Annotated in this window: 19 protein-coding genes and 1 tRNA gene; 18 read left to right on the plus strand and 2 right to left on the minus strand. The window is 67.0% G+C overall.

Annotation, left to right across the window (positions count from 1 at the left end; translation table 11 throughout):
* Window positions 1-19 precede the first annotated feature (19 nt).
* From NS334_RS00630 to NS334_RS00645, 4 genes are all read left to right on the plus strand, one after another.
* Window positions 20-1,627 carry a histidine kinase dimerization/phospho-acceptor domain-containing protein gene (locus NS334_RS00630; protein ID WP_058754033.1) on the plus strand — a complete coding sequence of 536 codons (1,608 nt, stop codon included), beginning with the start codon at window positions 20-22 and terminating at the stop codon, window positions 1,625-1,627.
* Window positions 1,628-1,686: 59 nt separating this feature from the next.
* Window positions 1,687-1,762, plus strand: a tRNA-Ile gene (locus NS334_RS00635).
* A gap of 176 nt (window positions 1,763-1,938) precedes the next feature.
* Window positions 1,939-3,465: a diguanylate cyclase gene (locus tag NS334_RS00640; protein WP_058754034.1), complete on the plus strand. Its 1,527-nt coding sequence runs from the start codon at window positions 1,939-1,941 to the stop codon at window positions 3,463-3,465.
* A gap of 101 nt (window positions 3,466-3,566) precedes the next feature.
* The gene (locus NS334_RS00645; RefSeq protein ID WP_058754035.1) at window positions 3,567-3,770 is read left to right on the plus strand and encodes a DUF5818 domain-containing protein; all 204 of its coding nucleotides are present in this window, start codon (window positions 3,567-3,569) and stop codon (window positions 3,768-3,770) included.
* A gap of 44 nt (window positions 3,771-3,814) precedes the next feature.
* Here NS334_RS00645 and NS334_RS00650 read toward each other — a convergent pair whose 3' ends face one another.
* Window positions 3,815-5,035 (minus strand): NADP-dependent isocitrate dehydrogenase, encoded by a 1,221-nt coding sequence (locus tag NS334_RS00650; RefSeq protein WP_058754036.1) that lies wholly within the window; start codon window positions 5,033-5,035, stop codon window positions 3,815-3,817.
* A gap of 107 nt (window positions 5,036-5,142) precedes the next feature.
* On the opposite strand from NS334_RS00650, the gene NS334_RS00655 reads away from it, so the two are divergent.
* Together NS334_RS00655 and NS334_RS00660 are read left to right on the plus strand one after the other, a co-directional pair.
* Complete coding sequence (locus NS334_RS00655; protein ID WP_058754037.1) at window positions 5,143-5,865, plus strand: phosphatidylserine decarboxylase; 723 nt, start codon at window positions 5,143-5,145, stop codon at window positions 5,863-5,865.
* 14 nt (window positions 5,866-5,879) lie between these two features.
* The gene (locus tag NS334_RS00660; protein WP_058754038.1) at window positions 5,880-6,689 is read left to right on the plus strand and encodes a CDP-alcohol phosphatidyltransferase family protein; all 810 of its coding nucleotides are present in this window, start codon (window positions 5,880-5,882) and stop codon (window positions 6,687-6,689) included.
* Here the strand turns inward: NS334_RS00660 and NS334_RS00665 are convergent.
* Window positions 6,628-6,867, minus strand: coding sequence for a hypothetical protein (locus NS334_RS00665; protein WP_153002523.1), 240 nt, complete (start codon window positions 6,865-6,867; stop codon window positions 6,628-6,630). The genes NS334_RS00660 and NS334_RS00665 overlap by 62 nt on opposite strands.
* Before the next feature lie 292 nt (window positions 6,868-7,159).
* Here NS334_RS00665 and rpsB point away from each other — a divergent pair, with 292 nt between their 5' ends.
* The 12 genes from rpsB (at window position 7,160) to rpmE (ending at window position 18,634) form a co-directional block, all read left to right on the plus strand.
* Complete coding sequence (gene rpsB, locus NS334_RS00670) at window positions 7,160-7,936, plus strand: 30S ribosomal protein S2 (RefSeq protein WP_058754109.1); 777 nt, start codon at window positions 7,160-7,162, stop codon at window positions 7,934-7,936.
* Between the two features lie 117 nt (window positions 7,937-8,053).
* Window positions 8,054-8,989 carry a translation elongation factor Ts gene (gene tsf / locus NS334_RS00675; protein ID WP_058754039.1) on the plus strand — a complete coding sequence of 312 codons (936 nt, stop codon included), beginning with the start codon at window positions 8,054-8,056 and terminating at the stop codon, window positions 8,987-8,989.
* A gap of 204 nt (window positions 8,990-9,193) precedes the next feature.
* Entirely contained in the window at window positions 9,194-9,937 is a 744-nt protein-coding gene (gene pyrH, locus NS334_RS00680; protein ID WP_083500148.1) for a UMP kinase, read from the plus strand.
* Complete coding sequence (frr, locus tag NS334_RS00685) at window positions 9,924-10,481, plus strand: ribosome recycling factor (protein WP_058754040.1); 558 nt, start codon at window positions 9,924-9,926, stop codon at window positions 10,479-10,481. The genes pyrH and frr overlap by 14 nt, the downstream gene beginning before the upstream one ends.
* A gap of 28 nt (window positions 10,482-10,509) precedes the next feature.
* Window positions 10,510-11,241, plus strand: a complete 732-nt coding sequence (locus tag NS334_RS00690; protein ID WP_058754041.1) for an isoprenyl transferase — start codon at window positions 10,510-10,512, stop codon at window positions 11,239-11,241.
* A gap of 10 nt (window positions 11,242-11,251) precedes the next feature.
* Window positions 11,252-12,085: a phosphatidate cytidylyltransferase gene (locus NS334_RS00695; RefSeq protein ID WP_058754042.1), complete on the plus strand. Its 834-nt coding sequence runs from the start codon at window positions 11,252-11,254 to the stop codon at window positions 12,083-12,085.
* Window positions 12,082-13,239: a 1-deoxy-D-xylulose-5-phosphate reductoisomerase gene (gene dxr / locus NS334_RS00700; protein WP_058754043.1), complete on the plus strand. Its 1,158-nt coding sequence runs from the start codon at window positions 12,082-12,084 to the stop codon at window positions 13,237-13,239. Before NS334_RS00695 ends, dxr begins: the two co-directional genes overlap by 4 nt.
* A complete protein-coding gene (gene rseP, locus NS334_RS00705; RefSeq protein WP_058754044.1) occupies window positions 13,236-14,369 on the plus strand; it encodes an RIP metalloprotease RseP in 1,134 nt (377 codons plus the stop codon). The genes dxr and rseP overlap by 4 nt, the downstream gene beginning before the upstream one ends.
* A 139-nt stretch (window positions 14,370-14,508) precedes the next feature.
* Window positions 14,509-17,169: an outer membrane protein assembly factor BamA gene (gene bamA / locus NS334_RS00710; protein ID WP_083500161.1), complete on the plus strand. Its 2,661-nt coding sequence runs from the start codon at window positions 14,509-14,511 to the stop codon at window positions 17,167-17,169.
* The gene (locus tag NS334_RS00715; RefSeq protein ID WP_058754045.1) at window positions 17,169-17,825 is read left to right on the plus strand and encodes an OmpH family outer membrane protein; all 657 of its coding nucleotides are present in this window, start codon (window positions 17,169-17,171) and stop codon (window positions 17,823-17,825) included. Before bamA ends, NS334_RS00715 begins: the two co-directional genes overlap by 1 nt.
* Window positions 17,822-18,310: a 3-hydroxyacyl-ACP dehydratase FabZ gene (gene fabZ, locus NS334_RS00720; protein WP_058754046.1), complete on the plus strand. Its 489-nt coding sequence runs from the start codon at window positions 17,822-17,824 to the stop codon at window positions 18,308-18,310. The genes NS334_RS00715 and fabZ overlap by 4 nt, the downstream gene beginning before the upstream one ends.
* 93 nt (window positions 18,311-18,403) lie before the next feature.
* A complete protein-coding gene (gene rpmE / locus NS334_RS00725) occupies window positions 18,404-18,634 on the plus strand; it encodes a 50S ribosomal protein L31 (RefSeq protein WP_028965840.1) in 231 nt (76 codons plus the stop codon).
* Window positions 18,635-18,648: the final 14 nt, after the last annotated feature.

The following is an 18,648-nucleotide window of genomic DNA, read 5'->3' on the forward strand; positions in this document are numbered from 1 at the left end:
TGGTTCGGGAGCTTTTGACGTGCGGTTCGACGACAGCCTGAAGACGGTTCTGGCGGCCGAAGCGACCACCGCACTCGGCGCACGCGCCGCATTTCGCCAGCTCGTCGATCTGATCGGCCGGGGGCGGGCGCCCGCCGATCCGCCGCTGATCGGGCGGCTGGCACTGTTGCGCGGGCGGGTGCCGGACGGTGTGCGCGTGACGTGCGCGCGATCGCTGGCGTTGATGGATCCGCCGGTGGCGCTGGTCGCCTTCTTCGCCGACGATACGCCCGATGTCGCCGCCGCGGCGTTGCGCGCCGCGCGCCTGCGCGGTGCGGATTGGGAAACGCTGTTGCCGCGGTTGCAGCCGCATGGCCGCGCGATACTGCGCCAGCGGCACGACCTTCCACCGTCGATCGAGCGCGCGCTGGCCAGCTTCGGCGGCAACGACCTGCTGCTCGGCTACCAGCCGCCCGTGGCGGTCGCGCCGGATATATCTCGTGCCGGGGCGGCGGAAAGGTTCGAGATCGCCGACCTCGTGCGCCGGATCGAAGGACATCAGCACGACCGCGCGGTCGCGGCAAACACGCCGGTCGCGCCACTGACCGCCTTCGAGTTCGAGGCCGATGCGGCGGGTGTCATCCGCTGGATCGACGCTACGCCGCGCGGCGCGGTTATCGGCCTGTCGCTCGACCATCGCGGGATCGGCTGGGGCGCGGCCGGGGCGGCGGTCGACGGTATAGCGGCTGGCGCCTTTCGCAAGCGGGCGCCCTTCTCCGGCGCACGGCTGGTGGTGCCGGGCGAATCGGCGATCGGCGGCGACTGGCGCATCGCGGGCGTGCCGATGTTCGATCACGCGACCGGCGCCTTTACGGGAATGCGCGGTCGGGCGCGTCGCCCGCGCGCCGAGGAGGACGCGGTTCGTTCCGCCGGGCGCGACCGCGCGATCGGTGCCGAGGGGCTGCGGCGGCTGGTCCATGAACTGCGCACTCCGACGAACGCGATCGCGGGCTTCTCCGAGCTGATCGAGCAGGGGCTGCTCGGCCCGGTCGCGGCCGAGTATCGCGATCGGGCCGCGCATATCCGCCGGCAGGTGACGGGATTGATCGGCGCGATCGAGGATCTCGACCTGGCGGCGCGGATCGAGGGCGGCGCGCTGCACCAGCGCGACGGCAGCGTGGCGGCCAGCGAGCTCCTGTCACGGGTCGGCGACGATCTGGCGCCGTTGGCGGCGATGCGCGGCGCGCAACTGGTATTGCCGGGCGAGCGCGAGGGAGCGTGGGCGCTCGATCCCCATAATGCGGAGCGGCTGGTGTCGCGGCTGCTGGCGACGATGCTGTCGGCGGCACGCCCCGGCGAGCGGCTGGCGACCGGGCTGATCGCGGGGGTGGGGACACTGGCGTTGACGGTCAGCCCGCCGGCCGCGTTCGCCGAGCGCGACGAGGCGACGCTGCTGGCGCTCGACGACGAGGAAGCGACCGTCAGCGATGGCGCGCCGTTGCTGGGCGTGGGCTTCGCCTTGCGACTGGTGCGCAACCTGGCGGCGGAGGTCGGCGGGCGCTTCGCCATGTCGCCGGAACTGTTCACGCTGCTGCTGCCGGCGGTCGAGGGCGACGAAACGGATCGCGCAACGACGACGGCGCCCTGACGCATCGAACAAGGCTTGCCAGCATGTGACCGGCGGCGCTACGGGGCGGGCCGGTGTCGGGGCCTGTAGCTCAATGGTTAGAGCTGGCCGCTCATAACGGCTAGGTTGCGGGTTCGAGTCCTGCCGGGCCCACCACCTTCTACCGTCAGCGCGTCGCGCGAGCCTCACCCATCACAGGCCATCTCCTTTCGGGGCGGGCGCGAGCGCCTCACCGGCCGTGGTGAGTGGCAGGAAGCGCGTCGCGTGCGGTATTAACGGAACAGTCGGAATCCGTAGCGACATCGAAAGGATACCCTTTACCAGCGGCCGCTATGGTGGCCGATGTGAAACCACCTGCCCAAGCCAGTTCCCATGATGTGCCCAGCGGCACGTACATCGAGCTTGTCATGAGCCTTTGCGACACGCGCATGCCGGCGGTGATCATGACCGTGATGTTCGTGGCGATCGGCCTGTGCACTATACGCGCCGCTCACGACGGGCTGCTAACCGGACTGGTCGTCTTGGGCACGCTGGCGAGCGCGATCCGCCTGATCGTGCTGCAACGCGGCCGGCAGCTGTGCGCCGGGGGCGCTCTATCCCTGGAGGATGCCACCCGCTTCGAAAAACGATTCGCGCTGACTTACTGCACGTTTGCGGCGATCTTCGGCGCTTATGCCGCGCGGGCGTTGTCCATGCCGCTCACTGAATGGCAAATGCCGGTCAGTATCGCGGTGGTCGGCTACGCCGCCGGCGCCGCATCGACGATCGCGCTTCGCCCGAGGATCCTCCTCACCAGCTTGATGGTGTCGGTGCTTCCGCCGGCGGGCGCTCTTCTTCTGAGGAACGAGATGAGCACGGCGGTGTCAGCCGCGGCGATGCTCGCGCTTCTCGCCGGCGGCTTGCGCAGCATCGACAAGCGGTATGTTGCGCAATCCACGACGACCACCAGACGTCACGATTTCGAACGTCAGGCCGAGACGGATCACCTGACCGGCGTCGGCAACAGGCTTGCGCTTTCCAACGCCTTGAACGACCGGATCCACGCCGACCGGATCGCCGGCACCGCCTTGCATTATGTCGATCTCGACGACTTCAAGGCGATCAACGATCAACTGGGCCACCAGATCGGGGACAGGCTTCTTCGCATGGTAGCCGAGAAGCTGCGGCAATGCGGTCGGCCGGACGATGTCATCGTCCGGCTGGGAGGCGACGAATTCGTCGTCTTTCAGCACGAGGCCGTTACTGAGAAGGACGTCGAGCTATATGCGGCGCGCATTTCCGCGACGCTGAACACCTCTTATCACGTGGACGGATTGACGGTCACTATAGGTGCCAGCGTCGGTTCACGGCGTTGCGCGGGCGCCATCGGAAGCATGGACGCGCTGCTGGCGAGCGCGGATACAGCCCTGCGGCAACAGAAGATCGAGCGGAAAGGCCGCAAGGCACTCCCAGCGTCGGCAACTGACACGGCCAGCCGGGACGCGGAAGGCGCACGACCGCAGCTCCTGCTGCTCGGCATCGCAAAAATGACGTGGGAGGCCGCCCCCGATGGCATGGGCGAAGTCGATAGTCCGATATGGCGAGCCTACACCGGGCAGAGTTACGACGACTGGAAGGGTTTCGGGTGGCTTACCGCGATCCATCCCGACGACCGGTTGCTGACCATGGGCCGGTGGCGAACCGCCGTGAGGGATAAAACCCCGTTCCATATGGAGTACCGTCTGAAAGGAAGCGATGGACGCTATCGCTGGATGAGCGTCCATGCGCTCCCGCTCCACAACGAGGACGGCTCCGTTGCCAAGTGGCTGGGGGTCACCATCGACATCGATGAAGCCCGGCACGCCGAGCAACCGCTGTAGCCACCGGATGACATGCGCCCCGGCGTCGGTACGGCAGGTGACGCGCCACCCGTTCGTGGCGATCGATTGCGCTTCGCGTGGCGCGGCACCATGTGGCGCCCATGACGGATATCGGCAGCGCGATCGATGAGACGGGGATGCTGGTGCGCGACGGCGGCGCGTTCGTGCTGCATCGCGACGCCGGCGGCCGCTACCTGCTGGAGTTGCAGCGCGTGCCGGTCGATCATGTGCAGAAGCGCGTGCGCATTCAGGGCGTGCTGAACGGCGAGGCGCGGGTCAGCGTCGATGGGGTCAGCGCTGCATAAGGCGCGGGCGGCGTGGGGAAGGTCCCGCGCCGCCCGCGGTCACATCAGGCCCAGCTGGCCATCTTCTTTTCGAGGTTGACGCGCACCGCCTCGAAGAACTGCTCGGTGGTCATCCACTTCTGGTCCGGGCCGATCAGGATCGCGAGATCCTTGGTCATGTCGCCGCTCTCGACCGTCTCGATGCAGACCTGCTCCAGCGTCTCGGCGAAGCGCGTCACGTCGGGCGTGCCGTCGAACTTGCCGCGGAACTTCAGGCCGCCGGTCCACGCGAAGATCGACGCGATCGGGTTGGTCGAGGTCGCCTTGCCCTGCTCGTGCTGGCGATAGTGGCGGGTGACGGTGCCGTGCGCCGCCTCGGCCTCGATCGTCTTGCCGTCCGGGGTCATCAGGACCGAGGTCATCAGCCCCAGCGAGCCGAAGCCCTGCGCGACCTGATCCGACTGGACGTCGCCGTCATAGTTCTTGCACGCCCAGACGAACTCGCCGTTCCACTTCAGCGCGCTGGCGACCATGTCGTCGATCAGGCGGTGCTCGTACACGATGCCGGCGGCCTTGAACTGGTCGACGAACTCGCTCTCGAACACCTCGGCGAAGATGTCCTTGAAGCGGCCGTCATAGGCCTTCAGGATCGTGTTCTTGGTCGACAGGTACACCGGCCAGTTGCGGCCCAGCCCGTAGTTCATCGACGCGCGCGCGAAGTCGCGGATCGAATCGTCGAGGTTGTACATGCCCATCGCGACGCCCGCCGATGGGAAGTCGAACACTTCGTGCTCGATCGTCTCGCCGTTCTCGCCTTCCCACTTCATGGTCAGCTTGCCCTTGCCGGGCACCTTGAAGTCGGTCGCCTTATACTGGTCGCCGAACGCGTGACGGCCGACGACGATCGGGTGCGTCCAGCCCGGGATGAGACGGGGGACGTTCTTCATCACGATCGGTTCGCGGAAGACCACGCCGCCCAGGATGTTGCGGATCGTGCCGTTCGGCGACTTCCACATCTTCTTCAGGCCGAATTCCTCGACGCGCGCCTCGTCGGGGGTGATCGTCGCGCACTTCACGCCGACGCCGTACTTCTGGATCGCCTTGGCGCTGTCGACGGTCACCTTGTCCTCGGTGTCGTCGCGGTGGCGGATGCCCAGGTCGTAATAATCGAGTTCGATGTCGAGGTACGGCTTGATCAGGCGCTCGCGAATCCATTCCCAGATGATCCGCGTCATCTCGTCGCCGTCGATCTCCACGACGGGCGTCTTCACCTTGATCTTGGCCATGCTCGCTTGTCCTTCGAGTGGGTGGTTTGGTGCGGCGATAGGGGGAAGGGGCGGGCGGATCAACCTGCGGCGTTGTCACCGCGCCTCCGCGTCGATAGGACGAAGCGATGACTTCGCTCGACAAGCCGCCGGTCGTCACGACGACCGTCAAATGGCGTTTCCCCGCCGTCCACCCCGAGGGCCAGAAATTCACTGCGATCGCGTTCGGCATCACCTTGCTGATGACGATCGTGTCGAAGGTGTTCTTCTGGCCGTTCCTGGCGCTGACCGTCTGGGTCGCGGCCTTCTTCCGCGATCCGATCCGCACGACGCCGGTCGGCGACGACCTGATCGTGTCGCCCGCCGACGGGCTGGTTACGCTGATCGAACGCGTGCCCGTGCCGCGCGAGCTGATCGGCGATCTGGGCGAGGCGCCGATGGTGCGCGTGTCGGTGTTCATGTCGGTATTCGACGTCCACATCAACCGCGCGCCGATCGCCGGCACGATCCGGCAAGTCGTCTATATCTCCGGCAAGTTCCTGAACGCCGATCTCGACAAGGCCTCTGAGGAAAACGAGCGACAGCATTTCGTGGTCGAGGGCTTCGATGGCCGCCGCGTCGGTTTCACGCAGATCGCCGGGCTGGTCGCGCGGCGGATCGTCGCCTTCGCCAAGATCGGCGATATCGTGGCGGCCGGACAGCGGGTAGGCCTGATCCGGTTCGGCAGCCGCGTCGACGTCTATCTGCCGGAAGGTTACGCGCCGCAGGTGGCGCTGGGCCAGCGCGCGGTGGCAGGCGAGACGGTGCTGGCGCGGTTCGGCGCGGAACGCATTACCGGCGTGGCGCAGTAAAGGCCGCACCGACCATGCGCTCCCCGATCCGTCGCCCGCTGCGGCGCCCTCCCGGTGGACTGCCGCTCCGCGCGGTCGCACCCAATGCCGTGACCGCGCTGGCGCTGTGTTCGGGGCTGTCCGGGATCCGCTTCGCGATATCCGGGCATTTCGAGCTGGCGGTGGTGATGGTGCTGGTCGCCGGCGTGCTCGATGGTCTCGACGGGCGCGTCGCGCGCATGCTCCACGGTGAGAGCCGGTTCGGCGCCGAGCTCGACTCGCTGTCGGACGCGATCTCGTTCGGCGTGTCGCCGGCGCTGATCCTGTATCTCTGGTCGTTGCGCGAACTGCCGCGCTTCGGCTGGATGGCGGCGCTGGTGCTGGCGGTATTCTGCGCGTTGCGACTGGCGCGATTCAACGCCCATATCGATGCCGACGATCAGCCGCACAAATCGGCCGGGTTCCTGACCGGCGTACCGGCCCCGGCGGGGGCGGCGCTGGCGTTGCTGCCACTGTTCCTGTGGTTCGTGACCGATGCGCCATGGGTGCGCGATCCACGGCTGGTCGCGCCATGGACGGTGCTGGTCGCGCTGTTGATGGTGTCGAGCCTCGCCACCTTCTCCTGGGGATCGCTCAAGCTGCGCCCCAATATCCGGTTCGAGGCGATTGCGATCGTCGTCGCGGTCGGTGCGGCGGCGGTCAGTGCACCATGGCAGACCGCTGCCGCCGCCAGTATCGCCTATCTGCTCGCGCTACCGTTCAGCGTCGCCGCCTATGCGCGGGTCAAGCGGCTTCGCGCAAGCGGTACGACGGAGCCATCGTCGCTCCCGCCGCCCAGCGCCTGACCGCGATCCGGCGTTCGGCGCGCACCAGCGTCGACAGCGGTTCGAACCGAGGGCCGGCGGCTTGTCCGCGCAACACGGCGACGATCCGGTCCGCCTGCGGCATGATCGTTGCGACCAGTGCGTAACCCACCGCCAGCATCGCGCCGCCGAATACCAGAATGGCCATCATCGTCATCATGCGTGCCTCCTCGCACCATGTGCGAACCGTGCATCTGTAAATTCCTGCACGGCCCCATGGTTCCTAAATCAGTGACGGAGCGGACCTTCCTCAATCATGGTTCCCGCTCTGTTCTTCGTGTTGTTCCATCTATGTTCGCAACTGTCAAGCGTGGGTTTACCGATTGCATCGTGGTGCGACATTCGCTAAGGCGCGCGCTCTCAACCCCGCATGGGGAGCATCAGCAACCGGTGCGCCGCCTTTCAGGTCGCGTCACTCGCTCCCCAGAGGCTCAACCGGAAGGAATATGATCATGGCGGCTCCCGTCGTCACCATGCAGCAGCTCATTGAAACCGGCGCGCACTTCGGCCACCAGACCCACCGCTGGAACCCGAAGATGAAGCCCTACATCTTCGGCGAGCGCAACGGCGTTCACATCATCGACCTGTCGCAGACCGTGCCGCTGTTCGCGCGCGCGCTCGACTTCGTCAGCCAGTCGGTCGCGGCTGGCGGCAAGGTGCTCTTCGTCGGCACCAAGCGCCAGGCGCAGGAGCCTGTCGCCGAGGCCGCGCGCCGCGCGGGCCAGCATTTCGTCAACCACCGCTGGCTGGGCGGCATGCTCACCAACTGGAAGACGATCTCCAACTCGATCAAGCGCCTGAAGGCGCTGGAAGAGCAGCTGTCGGGCAACACCGCCGGCCTGACCAAGAAGGAAGTCCTGCAGCTGACCCGCGAGCGCGACAAGCTGGAGCTGTCGCTGGGCGGGATCCGCGACATGGGCGGCATCCCGGACGTGATGTTCGTGATCGACGCCAACAAGGAAGAGCTGGCGATCAAGGAAGCCAACACGCTGGGTATCCCGGTCGTCGCGATCCTGGATTCGAACGTGTCGCCGGACGGCATCGCGTTCCCGGTGCCGGCGAACGACGACGCGGCGCGCGCCATCCGGCTGTATTGCGAGGCGATCGCGATCGCTGCGACCCGTGGCAACCAGCAGCAGCAGGCGAGCCGCGGCGTCGACCTGGGCGCGATGAGCGAACCCCCCGCCGAGGAGGCGCTGGCCGCCGAGGGCGAAACCGCCGCCGCGTAAGCGACGCGCGAATGTCATGGAGGCTTCGTAAGGCGCGAAGCCTCCCTGTTTCCCGTTCGGCGCGCGGCGGTCAGGCGATCGTCGCGCGCCGACGCAATCAAAGCTGAGGACAGTGAAATGGCCGATATCACGGCAGCGATGGTCAAGGACCTGCGCGAGAAGAGCGGCGCGGGCATGATGGACTGCAAGAAGGCGCTGAACGAGACGAACGGCGACACCGACGCGGCGCTGGACTGGCTGCGTACCAAGGGCCTGGCCGCCGCGCAGAAGAAGTCGAGCCGTACCGCCGCCGAGGGTCTGGTCGGCGTCGCCGTCGCCGGCACCAAGGGTGCGGTCGTCGAGGTGAACTCGGAAACCGATTTCGTCGCCAAGAACGAGCAGTTCCAGGGCTTTGTGCGCGACGTCACGCAGATCGCGCTGGCGACCGGCGGTGACGTCGACGCGATCAAGGGCGAGACGATGCCGTCGGGCAAGACCGTCGAGGAAGCGCTGACCAACAATATCGCGACGATCGGCGAAAACCAGTCGATCCGCCGCGCGCGTCAGCTGAGCGTCGGGAAGGGCGCGGTCGTTGCCTATGTCCACAACCAGCAGGCGCCGGGCCTGGGCAAGATCGGCGTGCTGGTCGCGCTGGAATCCGAAGCGTCGGACGAGGTGCTGCAGGGGCTGGGCAAGCAGCTGGCGATGCATATCGCCGCCGCTTTCCCGAAGGCGCTGAACGAGAACGACCTGGATGAGGCCGAGATCGAGCGCGAGCGCGCGATCGCGACCGAAAAGGCTGCCGAATCGGGCAAGCCGGCCGACATCATCGCCAAGATGGTCGAAGGCTCGATCGCCAAGTACCGCAAGGAGCATGCGCTGGTCAGCCAGCTGTTCGTCATGGACGGCAAGACCAAGATCAGCGACGTCGTCGCCAAGGCGGGCAAGGACGCCGGCGCGACCATCGTGCTGAAGGACTATGTCCGCTTCCAACTGGGCGAAGGCATCGAGAAGGAAGTGTCCGACTTCGCCGCCGAAGTCGCCGCCGCCTCGGGCGTGCCGCAGTCGGTGTAACGCATCGGAGCCGCGCGCCGGTCGCCCGCTCATCGGGCGACGGACACGCCAGAAGAACCGCCGCCCCGGCCGATCGTGCCGGGGCGGCGGTTTGCGTTCGGGCGTGGGGCTGATCGGTGTGTCGCATGTGTCAACCCATTGCCAGCCGCGCACCCGCCGCCTAGGGTCCGCGCCGCTTCGCCTCCCCAGATCAGTGGATTTCGTGTGACTGAACCTCGCTACAAACGCATCCTGCTCAAGCTGTCGGGCGAGGTCCTGATGGGTGAGGGCGGTCTGGCGATCGATCCGGCGGTGACCGCGCGGGTGGCCGAGGAGATCGCCGACGTGAAGGCGCAGGGTTATGAACTGTGCGTCGTCGTCGGCGGGGGCAACATCTTCCGCGGGCTGGCCGCCGCCGCCAAGGGCTTCGAGCGCGGCACCGCCGATTACATGGGAATGCTGGCCACCGTCATGAACGCGCTGGCCGTGCAGAACGCGCTGGAACAGATCGGCGTCGATACGCGCGTCCAGTCCGCGATCCCGATGCAGTCGGTGTGCGAGCCGTTCATCCGCCGGCGCGCCGAGCGCCATCTGGAAAAGGGCCGCGTGGTCATCTTCGCGGCGGGTGTCGGGTCGCCGTTCTTCACGACCGACAGCGGCGCGGCGCTGCGCGCGGCGGAGATGAATTGCGACGCGCTGTTCAAGGGTACGTCGGTCGATGGCATCTATGATGCCGACCCGAAGAAGGTGCCGAATGCGAAGCGTTTCGAGACAGTCAGTTACGATATGGTGCTGGCAAAGAACCTGAAGGTCATGGATGCCAGTGCCGTGGCGCTGTGCCGTGATTCGAACATTCCGATCGTCGTCTTCAACATCCGCGAGCATGGCAACTTCGCCGCGGTGCTCGGCGGGAATGGCATCTCGACGGTCGTGCAGAAGCAGATGGAGAATACCGATGCCCGCGTATGACAAGGCCGATCTCGAGCGTCGCATGGCCGGCGCGGTCGAATCGCTGAAGGGGGATCTGTCAGGCCTGCGCACCGGCCGCGCGTCGACCTCGCTGCTCGATCCGGTCACGGTCGAGGTCTATGGCGCGCACATGCCGCTCAACCAGGTCGCAACGGTCTCCGTACCGGAGCCGCGCATGCTGTCGGTGCAGGTGTGGGACAAGAGCAATGTCGGTCCGGTCGAGAAGGCGATCCGCTCGGCCGGGCTGGGCCTCAACCCGATCAACGACGGCCAGACGCTGCGCCTGCCGATTCCGGACCTGACCGAGGAGCGCCGCAAGGAACTCGCCAAGCTGGCGGGTCAATATTCGGAAAAGGCGAAGGTCGCGGTCCGCAACGTCCGCCGCGACGGGATGGACGCGCTGAAGACCGACGAAAAGAAGAACGTCATCTCCGAGGACGATCGCAAACGGCTGGAAACCGAGGTCCAGAAGCTGACCGACGCCACGATCGCCGATATCGATGCGGCAAGCGCGGCGAAGGAAAAGGAAATCCTCAACAAGTGACGCCGGTCTCGCTTCGGGAAACGATCTGATGGCGACCGCGGCGATCCCGCAACCTGTCGCGGCGATCCTGCCGCGGCATGTGGCGATCATCATGGACGGCAACGGGCGCTGGGCTGCCGCGCGCCGCATGCCGCGCGCGATGGGGCATCGCGCGGGCGTCGAGGCGGTGCGGACGGTGACGCGCGCCGCGCGCGCGTTGGGGATCGAGGCGCTGACGCTCTACGCCTTCTCGTCGGAGAACTGGCGTCGGCCGGCCGAGGAGATCGGCGGGCTGATGAAGCTGTTGAAGCTTTTCATCCGCAACGATCTGGCCGAACTGGTGCGTGAGAACGTCCGGTTGCGGGTGCTGGGCGATTACCGGCGATTTCCGGAGGATGTCGTCGCCCTGATCGACGACGCGCTGGCGCGGACCGCCGGGAACAGCGGCCCGATCCTGGCGATCGCGCTGAATTACGGCGCGCAGGCCGAACTGGTCGAGGCGGCACGCGCGCTGGCCGAGCGCGCCGCGACGGGCGCGATCGATCCCGCCAGCATCGATGCCGACGCGATCGAGGCGCAACTGGCGACGCGTGATCTGCCCCCGCTCGACCTGATGATCCGGACGTCGGGCGAGCAACGGCTGTCGAACTTCCTGCTCTGGCAGGCGGCCTATGCCGAACTGCTGTTCGTCGACACGCTATGGCCCGACTTCGGTGCCGACGAACTGGCGGCGGCGGTCGAGGCGTTCGGGCAGCGGCAGCGCCGCTACGGCGGGTTGTGATCCGTAAGGCATGAGCGACGACACCCCTTTTCCGCCAACCCCCGATGCCAAGCTGCGCACGCCGTCGAACCTGCGATTGCGGATGATCGCGAGCGTCGGCATGATCGCCGTCGCATCGGTGGCATTGATCATCGGCGATATCGCTTTCTGGCTGTTAGCCATTGTGATCGCGCTATTCATGATGGCGGAATGGTCCGATCTCCATCATGTCGAACCAAAGACCAAGCGGCTGGCGCAAATGGCGCTCAGCGTGCCGCTGGCGACGATGGCGCCGGCGTGGTTAGTCATTGAGCCGCATGACTTCTTCACGCTGGGCCTGATCGGCGGCGCGGCGTTCTTCGTCGTGATCGTCACGCGGTTGCCGCGACTGGCGCTGGGTGTCGTCTATTGCGGACTGCCGGTGCTCGCGCTGGTCGTGTTGCGGCGGCACGACGACCATGGGCTGCTTTACGCCTTTTGGGCGATGGCGCTGGTATGGGCTTGCGATATCGGCGCTTTCTTTGCCGGACGGTCGATCGGCGGGCCGAAGCTGGCGCCGCGCCTGTCGCCCAACAAGACGTGGGCCGGGCTGATCGGCGGGATGATCGCGGCGGGCGCGCTGGGGCTGGTGCTGTACGACGCCGCCGGTTTGCCGCTGCACCTCGCGCTGTGTTCGCCGGTGCTGGCGGTGCTGGCACAAATGGGTGATCTGTACGAAAGCTGGCTGAAACGGCGGGCGGGCGTGAAGGATTCGGGCAATATCCTGCCCGGTCATGGCGGGGTGCTCGACCGGCTCGACGGACTGGTGCCGGTCGCCCCGGTCGCCGCGCTGCTGGTGGTGACGCTGCCGAGTCTGTTCGCGTGAGGACCGTCAACATACTGGGGGCGACCGGCTCCGTCGGCACGTCGACGCTCGACCTGGTGGAGCGCGCCCCCGATGCGTTCCGGGTGCGGGCGCTGACCGCCCACCGCGATGTCGCCGGGCTGGCCGCGGCGGCGATCCGGACGCGCGCGGAACTGGCGGTCGTCGCGGACGAACGCTCTCTGCCCGCGCTGCGCGAGGCGCTGGCCGGGACCGGCATCGCCACGGCGGGCGGCGCGGAGGCGGTGTGCGAGGCGGCGGCGAACGGTGCCGACTGGACGATGGGCGCGATCGTCGGCTGCGCCGGACTGCGCCCGACGATGGCGGCGATCGCGCAGGGCGGCACCGTGGTGCTGGCCAACAAGGAGCCGCTGGTATCGGCGGGCGATATCATCACCGCTGCCGCCCGCGCATCGGGCGCGACGCTGCTGCCCGCCGACAGCGAGCATAATGCGATCTTCCAATGTCTCGATCCGGCGCGCGTCGCGCGCGTGCGGCGGATCATCCTGACCGCCAGCGGCGGGCCGTTCCGCGACTGGACGCTGGACGACATGGCCGCCGTCACCCCGGCGCAGGCGGTCGCGCATCCCAATTGGTCGATGGGCGCCAAGATCTCGGTCGACAGCGCGACGATGATGAACAAGGGGCTGGAACTGATCGAGGCGGTGCGGCTGTTCCCGGTGCCGTCGGAACGGATCGAGATCGTCATCCATCGCCAGTCGGTGATCCACAGCCTGGTCGATTATGTCGACGGATCGATGCTGGCGCAGCTCGGCCCCAGCGACATGCGCGTGCCGATCGCGCATTGCCTGGCCTGGCCGGACCGCATGGCGACGCCGATGGAGCCGCTCGATCTGGTCCGGCTGGGGCGGCTGGATTTCGAGGCCCCCGACCCGGAGCGCTTCCGCGCGCTGGCGCTGGCACGCGCGGCGGCGGAGGCGGGCGGAGCGCGTCCGGCGATCATGAACGCCGCCAACGAGGTGGCGGTCGCCGCGTTTCTGGCCGGCGCGATCGGCTTTCTTGAAATCGCCGCAATCGTGGATGATACCCTGCAGCGCTACGACCCGGCAGCGCCGGAAACGATCGACGCGGTACTCGACGTCGACGGAGAGGCGCGACGAATGGCGGGTGAGCGCGTGAAGGATGGCGTCGCTTGATCGAAACCCCGGGAGTGCTGCTGACCGTCCTCGCCTTCGCCTTGGTGATCGGTCCGCTCGTCTTCATCCATGAGATGGGCCATTATCTCGCCGGGCGCTGGTTCGGGGTGAAGGCGGAGGCGTTCTCGATCGGCTTCGGTCGCGAGATCGCGGGGTGGACCGACAAGCGCGGCACGCGGTGGAAGATCGCCTGGCTGCCGCTGGGCGGCTATGTGCGCTTTGCCGGCGACATGAACCCGGCCAGCCAGCCGACCGCCGAATGGCTGGCCTTGCCCGCCGAGGAGCGGCGGCAGACCTTCCAGGCCAAGCCGGTGTGGCAGCGCGCGATCATCGTCGCGGCGGGGCCGTTCGTGAACTTCGTGCTGGCGATCCTGATCCTCGCCGCCTTCGCGCTTGCCTATGGCGACGCGCGGACTCCGAGCGTGGTGGGGCAGGCGATCCCCGGCACCGCCGCCGCGACCGCCGGCCTGCGCGCGGGCGACCGGGTGACGGCGCTGGGCGGACGCGAGATGACGACGTTCGAGGACATGGTGCGGTTCGTGAAGATCCGCGCCGGGGAACGGGTCCGCGTCGATTACGTCCGCGGCGGCACGCCCGCGACCGTCGAGGCGGTGATCGGGACACAGGAGCAGCGCGACCGTTTCGGCAACGTCTATCGCGTCGGCCTGCTGGGGATCGCGCCCGCCGCACCGGTGATCGAGCCGGTCGGCGTGCTGGAGGCGCCGGTCGTCGCGGTGCAGCGCACCGGCGATATCGTCGGCATGATGGTGGAGACGATCGGGCAGATCATTTCCGGCCGACGTTCGGTGAAGGAACTCGGCGGGCCGCTGTCGATCGCCAAGGTATCCGGCGAACAGATCACGCTGGGTGCGGATGCGTTCGTTTTCCTGATCGCCTTGGTGTCGATCAATCTCGGGTTCATCAACCTGCTGCCAGTGCCGATGCTGGATGGCGGGCATCTGTTGTTCTACGCGATCGAGGCCGTACGCCGGAAACCGGTGGCCCCGGAGGCGGTGGAATGGGCGTATCGTGGCGGATTGGTGGCGGTGCTGGCGCTGATGTTGCTCGTGACCTTCAACGATCTGGGCAACTTCGGCCTCTGGCGGCAACTGGCCGGGTTGATCGGTTGAGCAAGGTAAGGCAGGGCGGCGGCTGCGTCGTCGACAGGGTCGTTACGGACGGCATTTACTCTCTGGTGGGATTTCAGTGACGGTGTTGAACGCTTCGACTTCGCGGGCGCGCGCCTCGGCGACCTTGCTGGGCTGCACGATGCTGGCCGGCGTGCCGCTGGCCGCCACGGCCCAGACCCGGCCGGCCACCCCGCCCGCCACGGCGGCGACCCCGGCACCGGCGGTGACCGCCCCGGCGGCGCCGGTCACCCGCACGATCACCTCGCTGCGCGTCGAGGGCACGCAGCGGATCGAGCCGGAGACGGCGCTGAGCTATACCAAGCTGCGGCAGGGTGACGCGTACACCAACGAGACGCTCGATCAGGCGATCAAGGACCTGTACGCCAGCGACCTGTTCGCCGACGTGCAGATCGATGGCGCCTCGACCGGTAACATCGTGATCCGCGTGCGTGAGAACCCGATCATCAACCGCGTGATCTTCGAGGGCAACAAGCGGCTGAAGGAAGACAAGATCGGCAAGGAGGTCCGCCTCAAGCCGCGTCAGATCTTCACCCGTTCGGCGGTGCGCGCCGACGTGGCGCGGATCATCGAGCTGTATCGGCGGCAGGGCCGCTTCGCCGCGACCGTGCAGCCGAAGATGGTCAGCCTCGACCAGAACCGCGTCGACGTGATCTTCGAGGTCAGCGAGGGGCCGAAGTCGAAGGTCCGCCAGATCAACATCATCGGCAACAAGGTGTTCGACGCCGGCAAGCTGCGCGCCCAGATGGCGACCAAGGAGGCGCGCTTCTATCGCTTCCTGTCGTCGGGCACGTCCTATGACCAGGACCGGCTCGCCTATGACCAGCAGAAGCTGCGCCAATTCTACCTGACCGAGGGCTATGCCGATTTCCGCGTCACCTCGGCGGTCGCGGAGCTGACGCCCGACCGCAAGGACTTCATCATCACCTATGTGGTGGAGGAGGGGCCCCGCTACAAATTCGGTGACGTGACCGTCGACAGCGACATCCGCGACTTCGACGGCAAGAAGCTGGCCGCCGGTCTGCCGATCAAGAAGGGCGACTGGTACAACGCCAAGATGGTCGAGGACACGATCGACAATCTGAGCGAGACCGCCGGGCTGTTCGGTTACGCGTTCAGCGAGGTCCAGCCGGAATATCAGCGCGACAAGGACGCGCTGACCATGTCGATCAACTTCCACATCGGCCAGGCGCAGCGCACCTATGTCGAGCGCGTCGACATCAGCGGCAACACGCAGACGCAGGACAAGGTGATCCGCCGCGAGGTGCGCCTGGCGGAAGGCGATGCGTTCAACAGCTTCCAGGTGAAGCGGTCGCAGGATCGTATCAACAGCCTGGGGTTCTTCCAGGACAAGTTCGAGATCAAGCAGACCCCGGGCTCCGCGCCCGATCGCGTCCTGCTGGAAGCGAATGTCGAGGAGCGGTCGACGGGTGAATTGCAGCTGTCGGCGGGCTTTTCCAGCCTCGAACGTTTCATCATCCAGGCGAACATCACGCAGAACAATTTCCGCGGCAAGGGCCAGACCCTGAGCGCTGGTGTGAATTACTCGACCTATTCCAAGTCGGTGCAGCTGAGCTTTACCGAGCCGTACATCTTCGACAAGAATATCGCGATGGGCGTCGACGTGTTCCGTCGCGACTATAACGCGTTCAACTTCATCGGCACCAACCGCAACACCACGTACAGCAACGTGTCCACCGGGTTCCTGGTGCGCGCGGGCGTGCCGCTGACGGAATATTGGCAGCTCGCGGGCCGATACAATTTCACCTATGACGAAGTGGGGCTGGACCAGAACAGCTTCTATACGAACGGCAAGTGCGACCCGTTGAAGGCAGGACGCTATCTGTGCGACGCGATCGGCAACCGGTTGACCTCGGCCGTCGGCTATTCGCTGATCTACGACAGCCTCAACAGCCGCCTGCGTCCGACCGCCGGTCAGCGGTTCGTGTTCAGCCAGGATTTCGCCGGGCTGGGCGGCGACGTGAAGTACATCCGGTCGAAGCTGGATTTCTCGAAGTTCGTCAATCTCGGCGGCGGGTTCATCGGTTCGTTCGTCGGCGAGGGCGGCTATATCAAGTCGCTGGAGAAATCGCGCGGCGAGGGGATCGACGGCGTCCGCATCAACGACCGCTTCTATCTGGGCGAACCGCAGTTCCGTGGCTTCGACATCCGCGGCGTGGGCCCGCGCGTGCAGCGGCGCTATTTCACGACGGACAGCAGCGGCAAGCAGATCCTGATCACCGATCGCGACCAGCTGGTCGACGACGCGCTGGGCGGCACCGCTTATTATCTCGGCCGCTTCGAGCTGGAGCTGCCGCTGGGGTCGGGCGCGCGCGAGATGGGGCTGCGACCCTCGATCTATGCGCAGTTCGGCAGCCTGTTCAATATCACGCGGCCGTTGCCGACGGCGGTGTTCCCGACGACGACGGACGCCAATGGCAATACCGTCGTCCTGCCGCTGCCGGTGAAGGATACCGCGGGCAACCCGCTGTATTCGTACGTCAACGCGGCGGGGCTGGCGGTGAGCACGACCTGCGCCGCCGGTATTCCGACCGGCAACGGCGGCTGTAACGGCATCGTGCCGAACAGCCCGCAGATCGCATCGCAGCCGTTCGACGAACGCTTCCTCGGCAATTCGGCGCGGCCGCGCGTGTCGGTGGGTATCGGCGTCAACTGGAACTCGCCGTTCGGGCCGCTGCGCATCGATCTTGCCAAGGCGCTGATCTCGCAGCCGGGCGACGACCGCAAGCTTATCACTTTCAACGTAGGGACTCAGTTCTGATGACCAAGTTCAAGCACCTCCTGCTCGCCGCGGCGCTGGCCGCCCCGGCGACCTTTACCGCCGCGACCGCGACCGCGCAGGTGGCCGGGATCGCGGTGGCCGATCCGGAAGCGGCGGTCGCCAATTCCAAGGCGTGGGCGACGGCGCGCACGCAGATCCAGACCACCTACAAGGCGCAGATCGACCAGGCGAACGCGCGTCGCCAGGCGATCACCACCGAGCTGCAGCCGTTGGTCGCCGCCTATCAGAAGGCCGCTGCCGCTCCGGGCGCGACCGAGGCGTCGCTGCGGACGCAGGCGCAGGCGATCCAGACCCGCGAGCAGTCGGCCAATGCCGAGCTGCAGCGGCTGACCGCGCCGGCCTCGCGCGCGCAGGCCTATGCGCTGGAGCAGATCTCCGCGAAGCTGCCCGACGCGGTGAACGCGGCGGTGCGCGCCAAGAACGTCAGCCTGCTGATCCGCCCGAACGCGGCGCTGTTCGCGCAGCCGACCGCCGACGTGACCTCGGCTATCACCGCCGAGCTCGACCGGCTGGTCCCGACCGTCGGCATCACGCCGCCGGCCAACTGGCAGCCGGGCCAGCAGGGCGAGGCGGCACCGGCCGCCGCACCGGCCGCGCCGGCGGCGAGCAACAACCGCGCCCCCACCGGCCGGTGAGCGAGGCGTCGACGGACGCGACGGGCGGCTCTTCGGGGCCGCTCGACATCGCGGGCGTGATGGCCGCGCTGCCGCACCGTTATCCGATGCTGCTGGTCGATCGCGTCGAGGACATCGTTCCCGACCGGTCGATCCGCGCCATCAAGGCCGTGACGATCAACGAAGGCTTCTTCCAGGGGCATTTCCCGGGCCGTCCGATCATGCCGGGCGTGCTGATCGTCGAGGCGCTGGCGCAGGCGGCGGGTGTGCTGGCGGTCCAGAGCCTGGGGCTCGCGGGATCGGGCAAGCTCGTCTATTTCATGGCGATCGAGGGCGCGAAGTTCCGCAAGCCGGTGGAGCCGGGCGTTTTGCTCGCGCTTGAGGTCGAATTCGTCCAGAAGCGATCGTCGGTCTGCAAGTTCGCCGGGGTCGCGAAGATCGACGGGCAGGTCGTGGCCGAGGCCAATTTCACCGCGATGATCGCCGATCCGCCCAAGGCGGGCTGAGGCCACTGCGGCTTTGACTTTGGCGCGCGTTGCCTGTACGCGCGCGCCTTCTCTTCAGGCTGGTCGGAACCAGCCATTCCAGGAGCATGAGACATGAAGAAAGACACGCACCCCGACTATCACATGATCAAGGTGCAGATGACCGACGGCACCGTGTACGAGACTCGCTCCACCTGGGGCAAGGAAGGTGACACGATGACGCTGGAAATCGATCCCCTGGCGCACCCGGCATGGACCGGCGGTCGCGGTCAGGTTCTGGACGCCGGCGGTCAGGTTGCGCGCTTTAACAAGCGCTTCGGTGGTGGCCTTACCCTGCGTAAGTGATTTGCGTTCGGGGT

The sequence above is a fragment of the Sphingomonas endophytica genome, from assembly GCF_001476895.1.
GTDB lineage: Bacteria > Pseudomonadota > Alphaproteobacteria > Sphingomonadales > Sphingomonadaceae > Sphingomonas > Sphingomonas endophytica_A.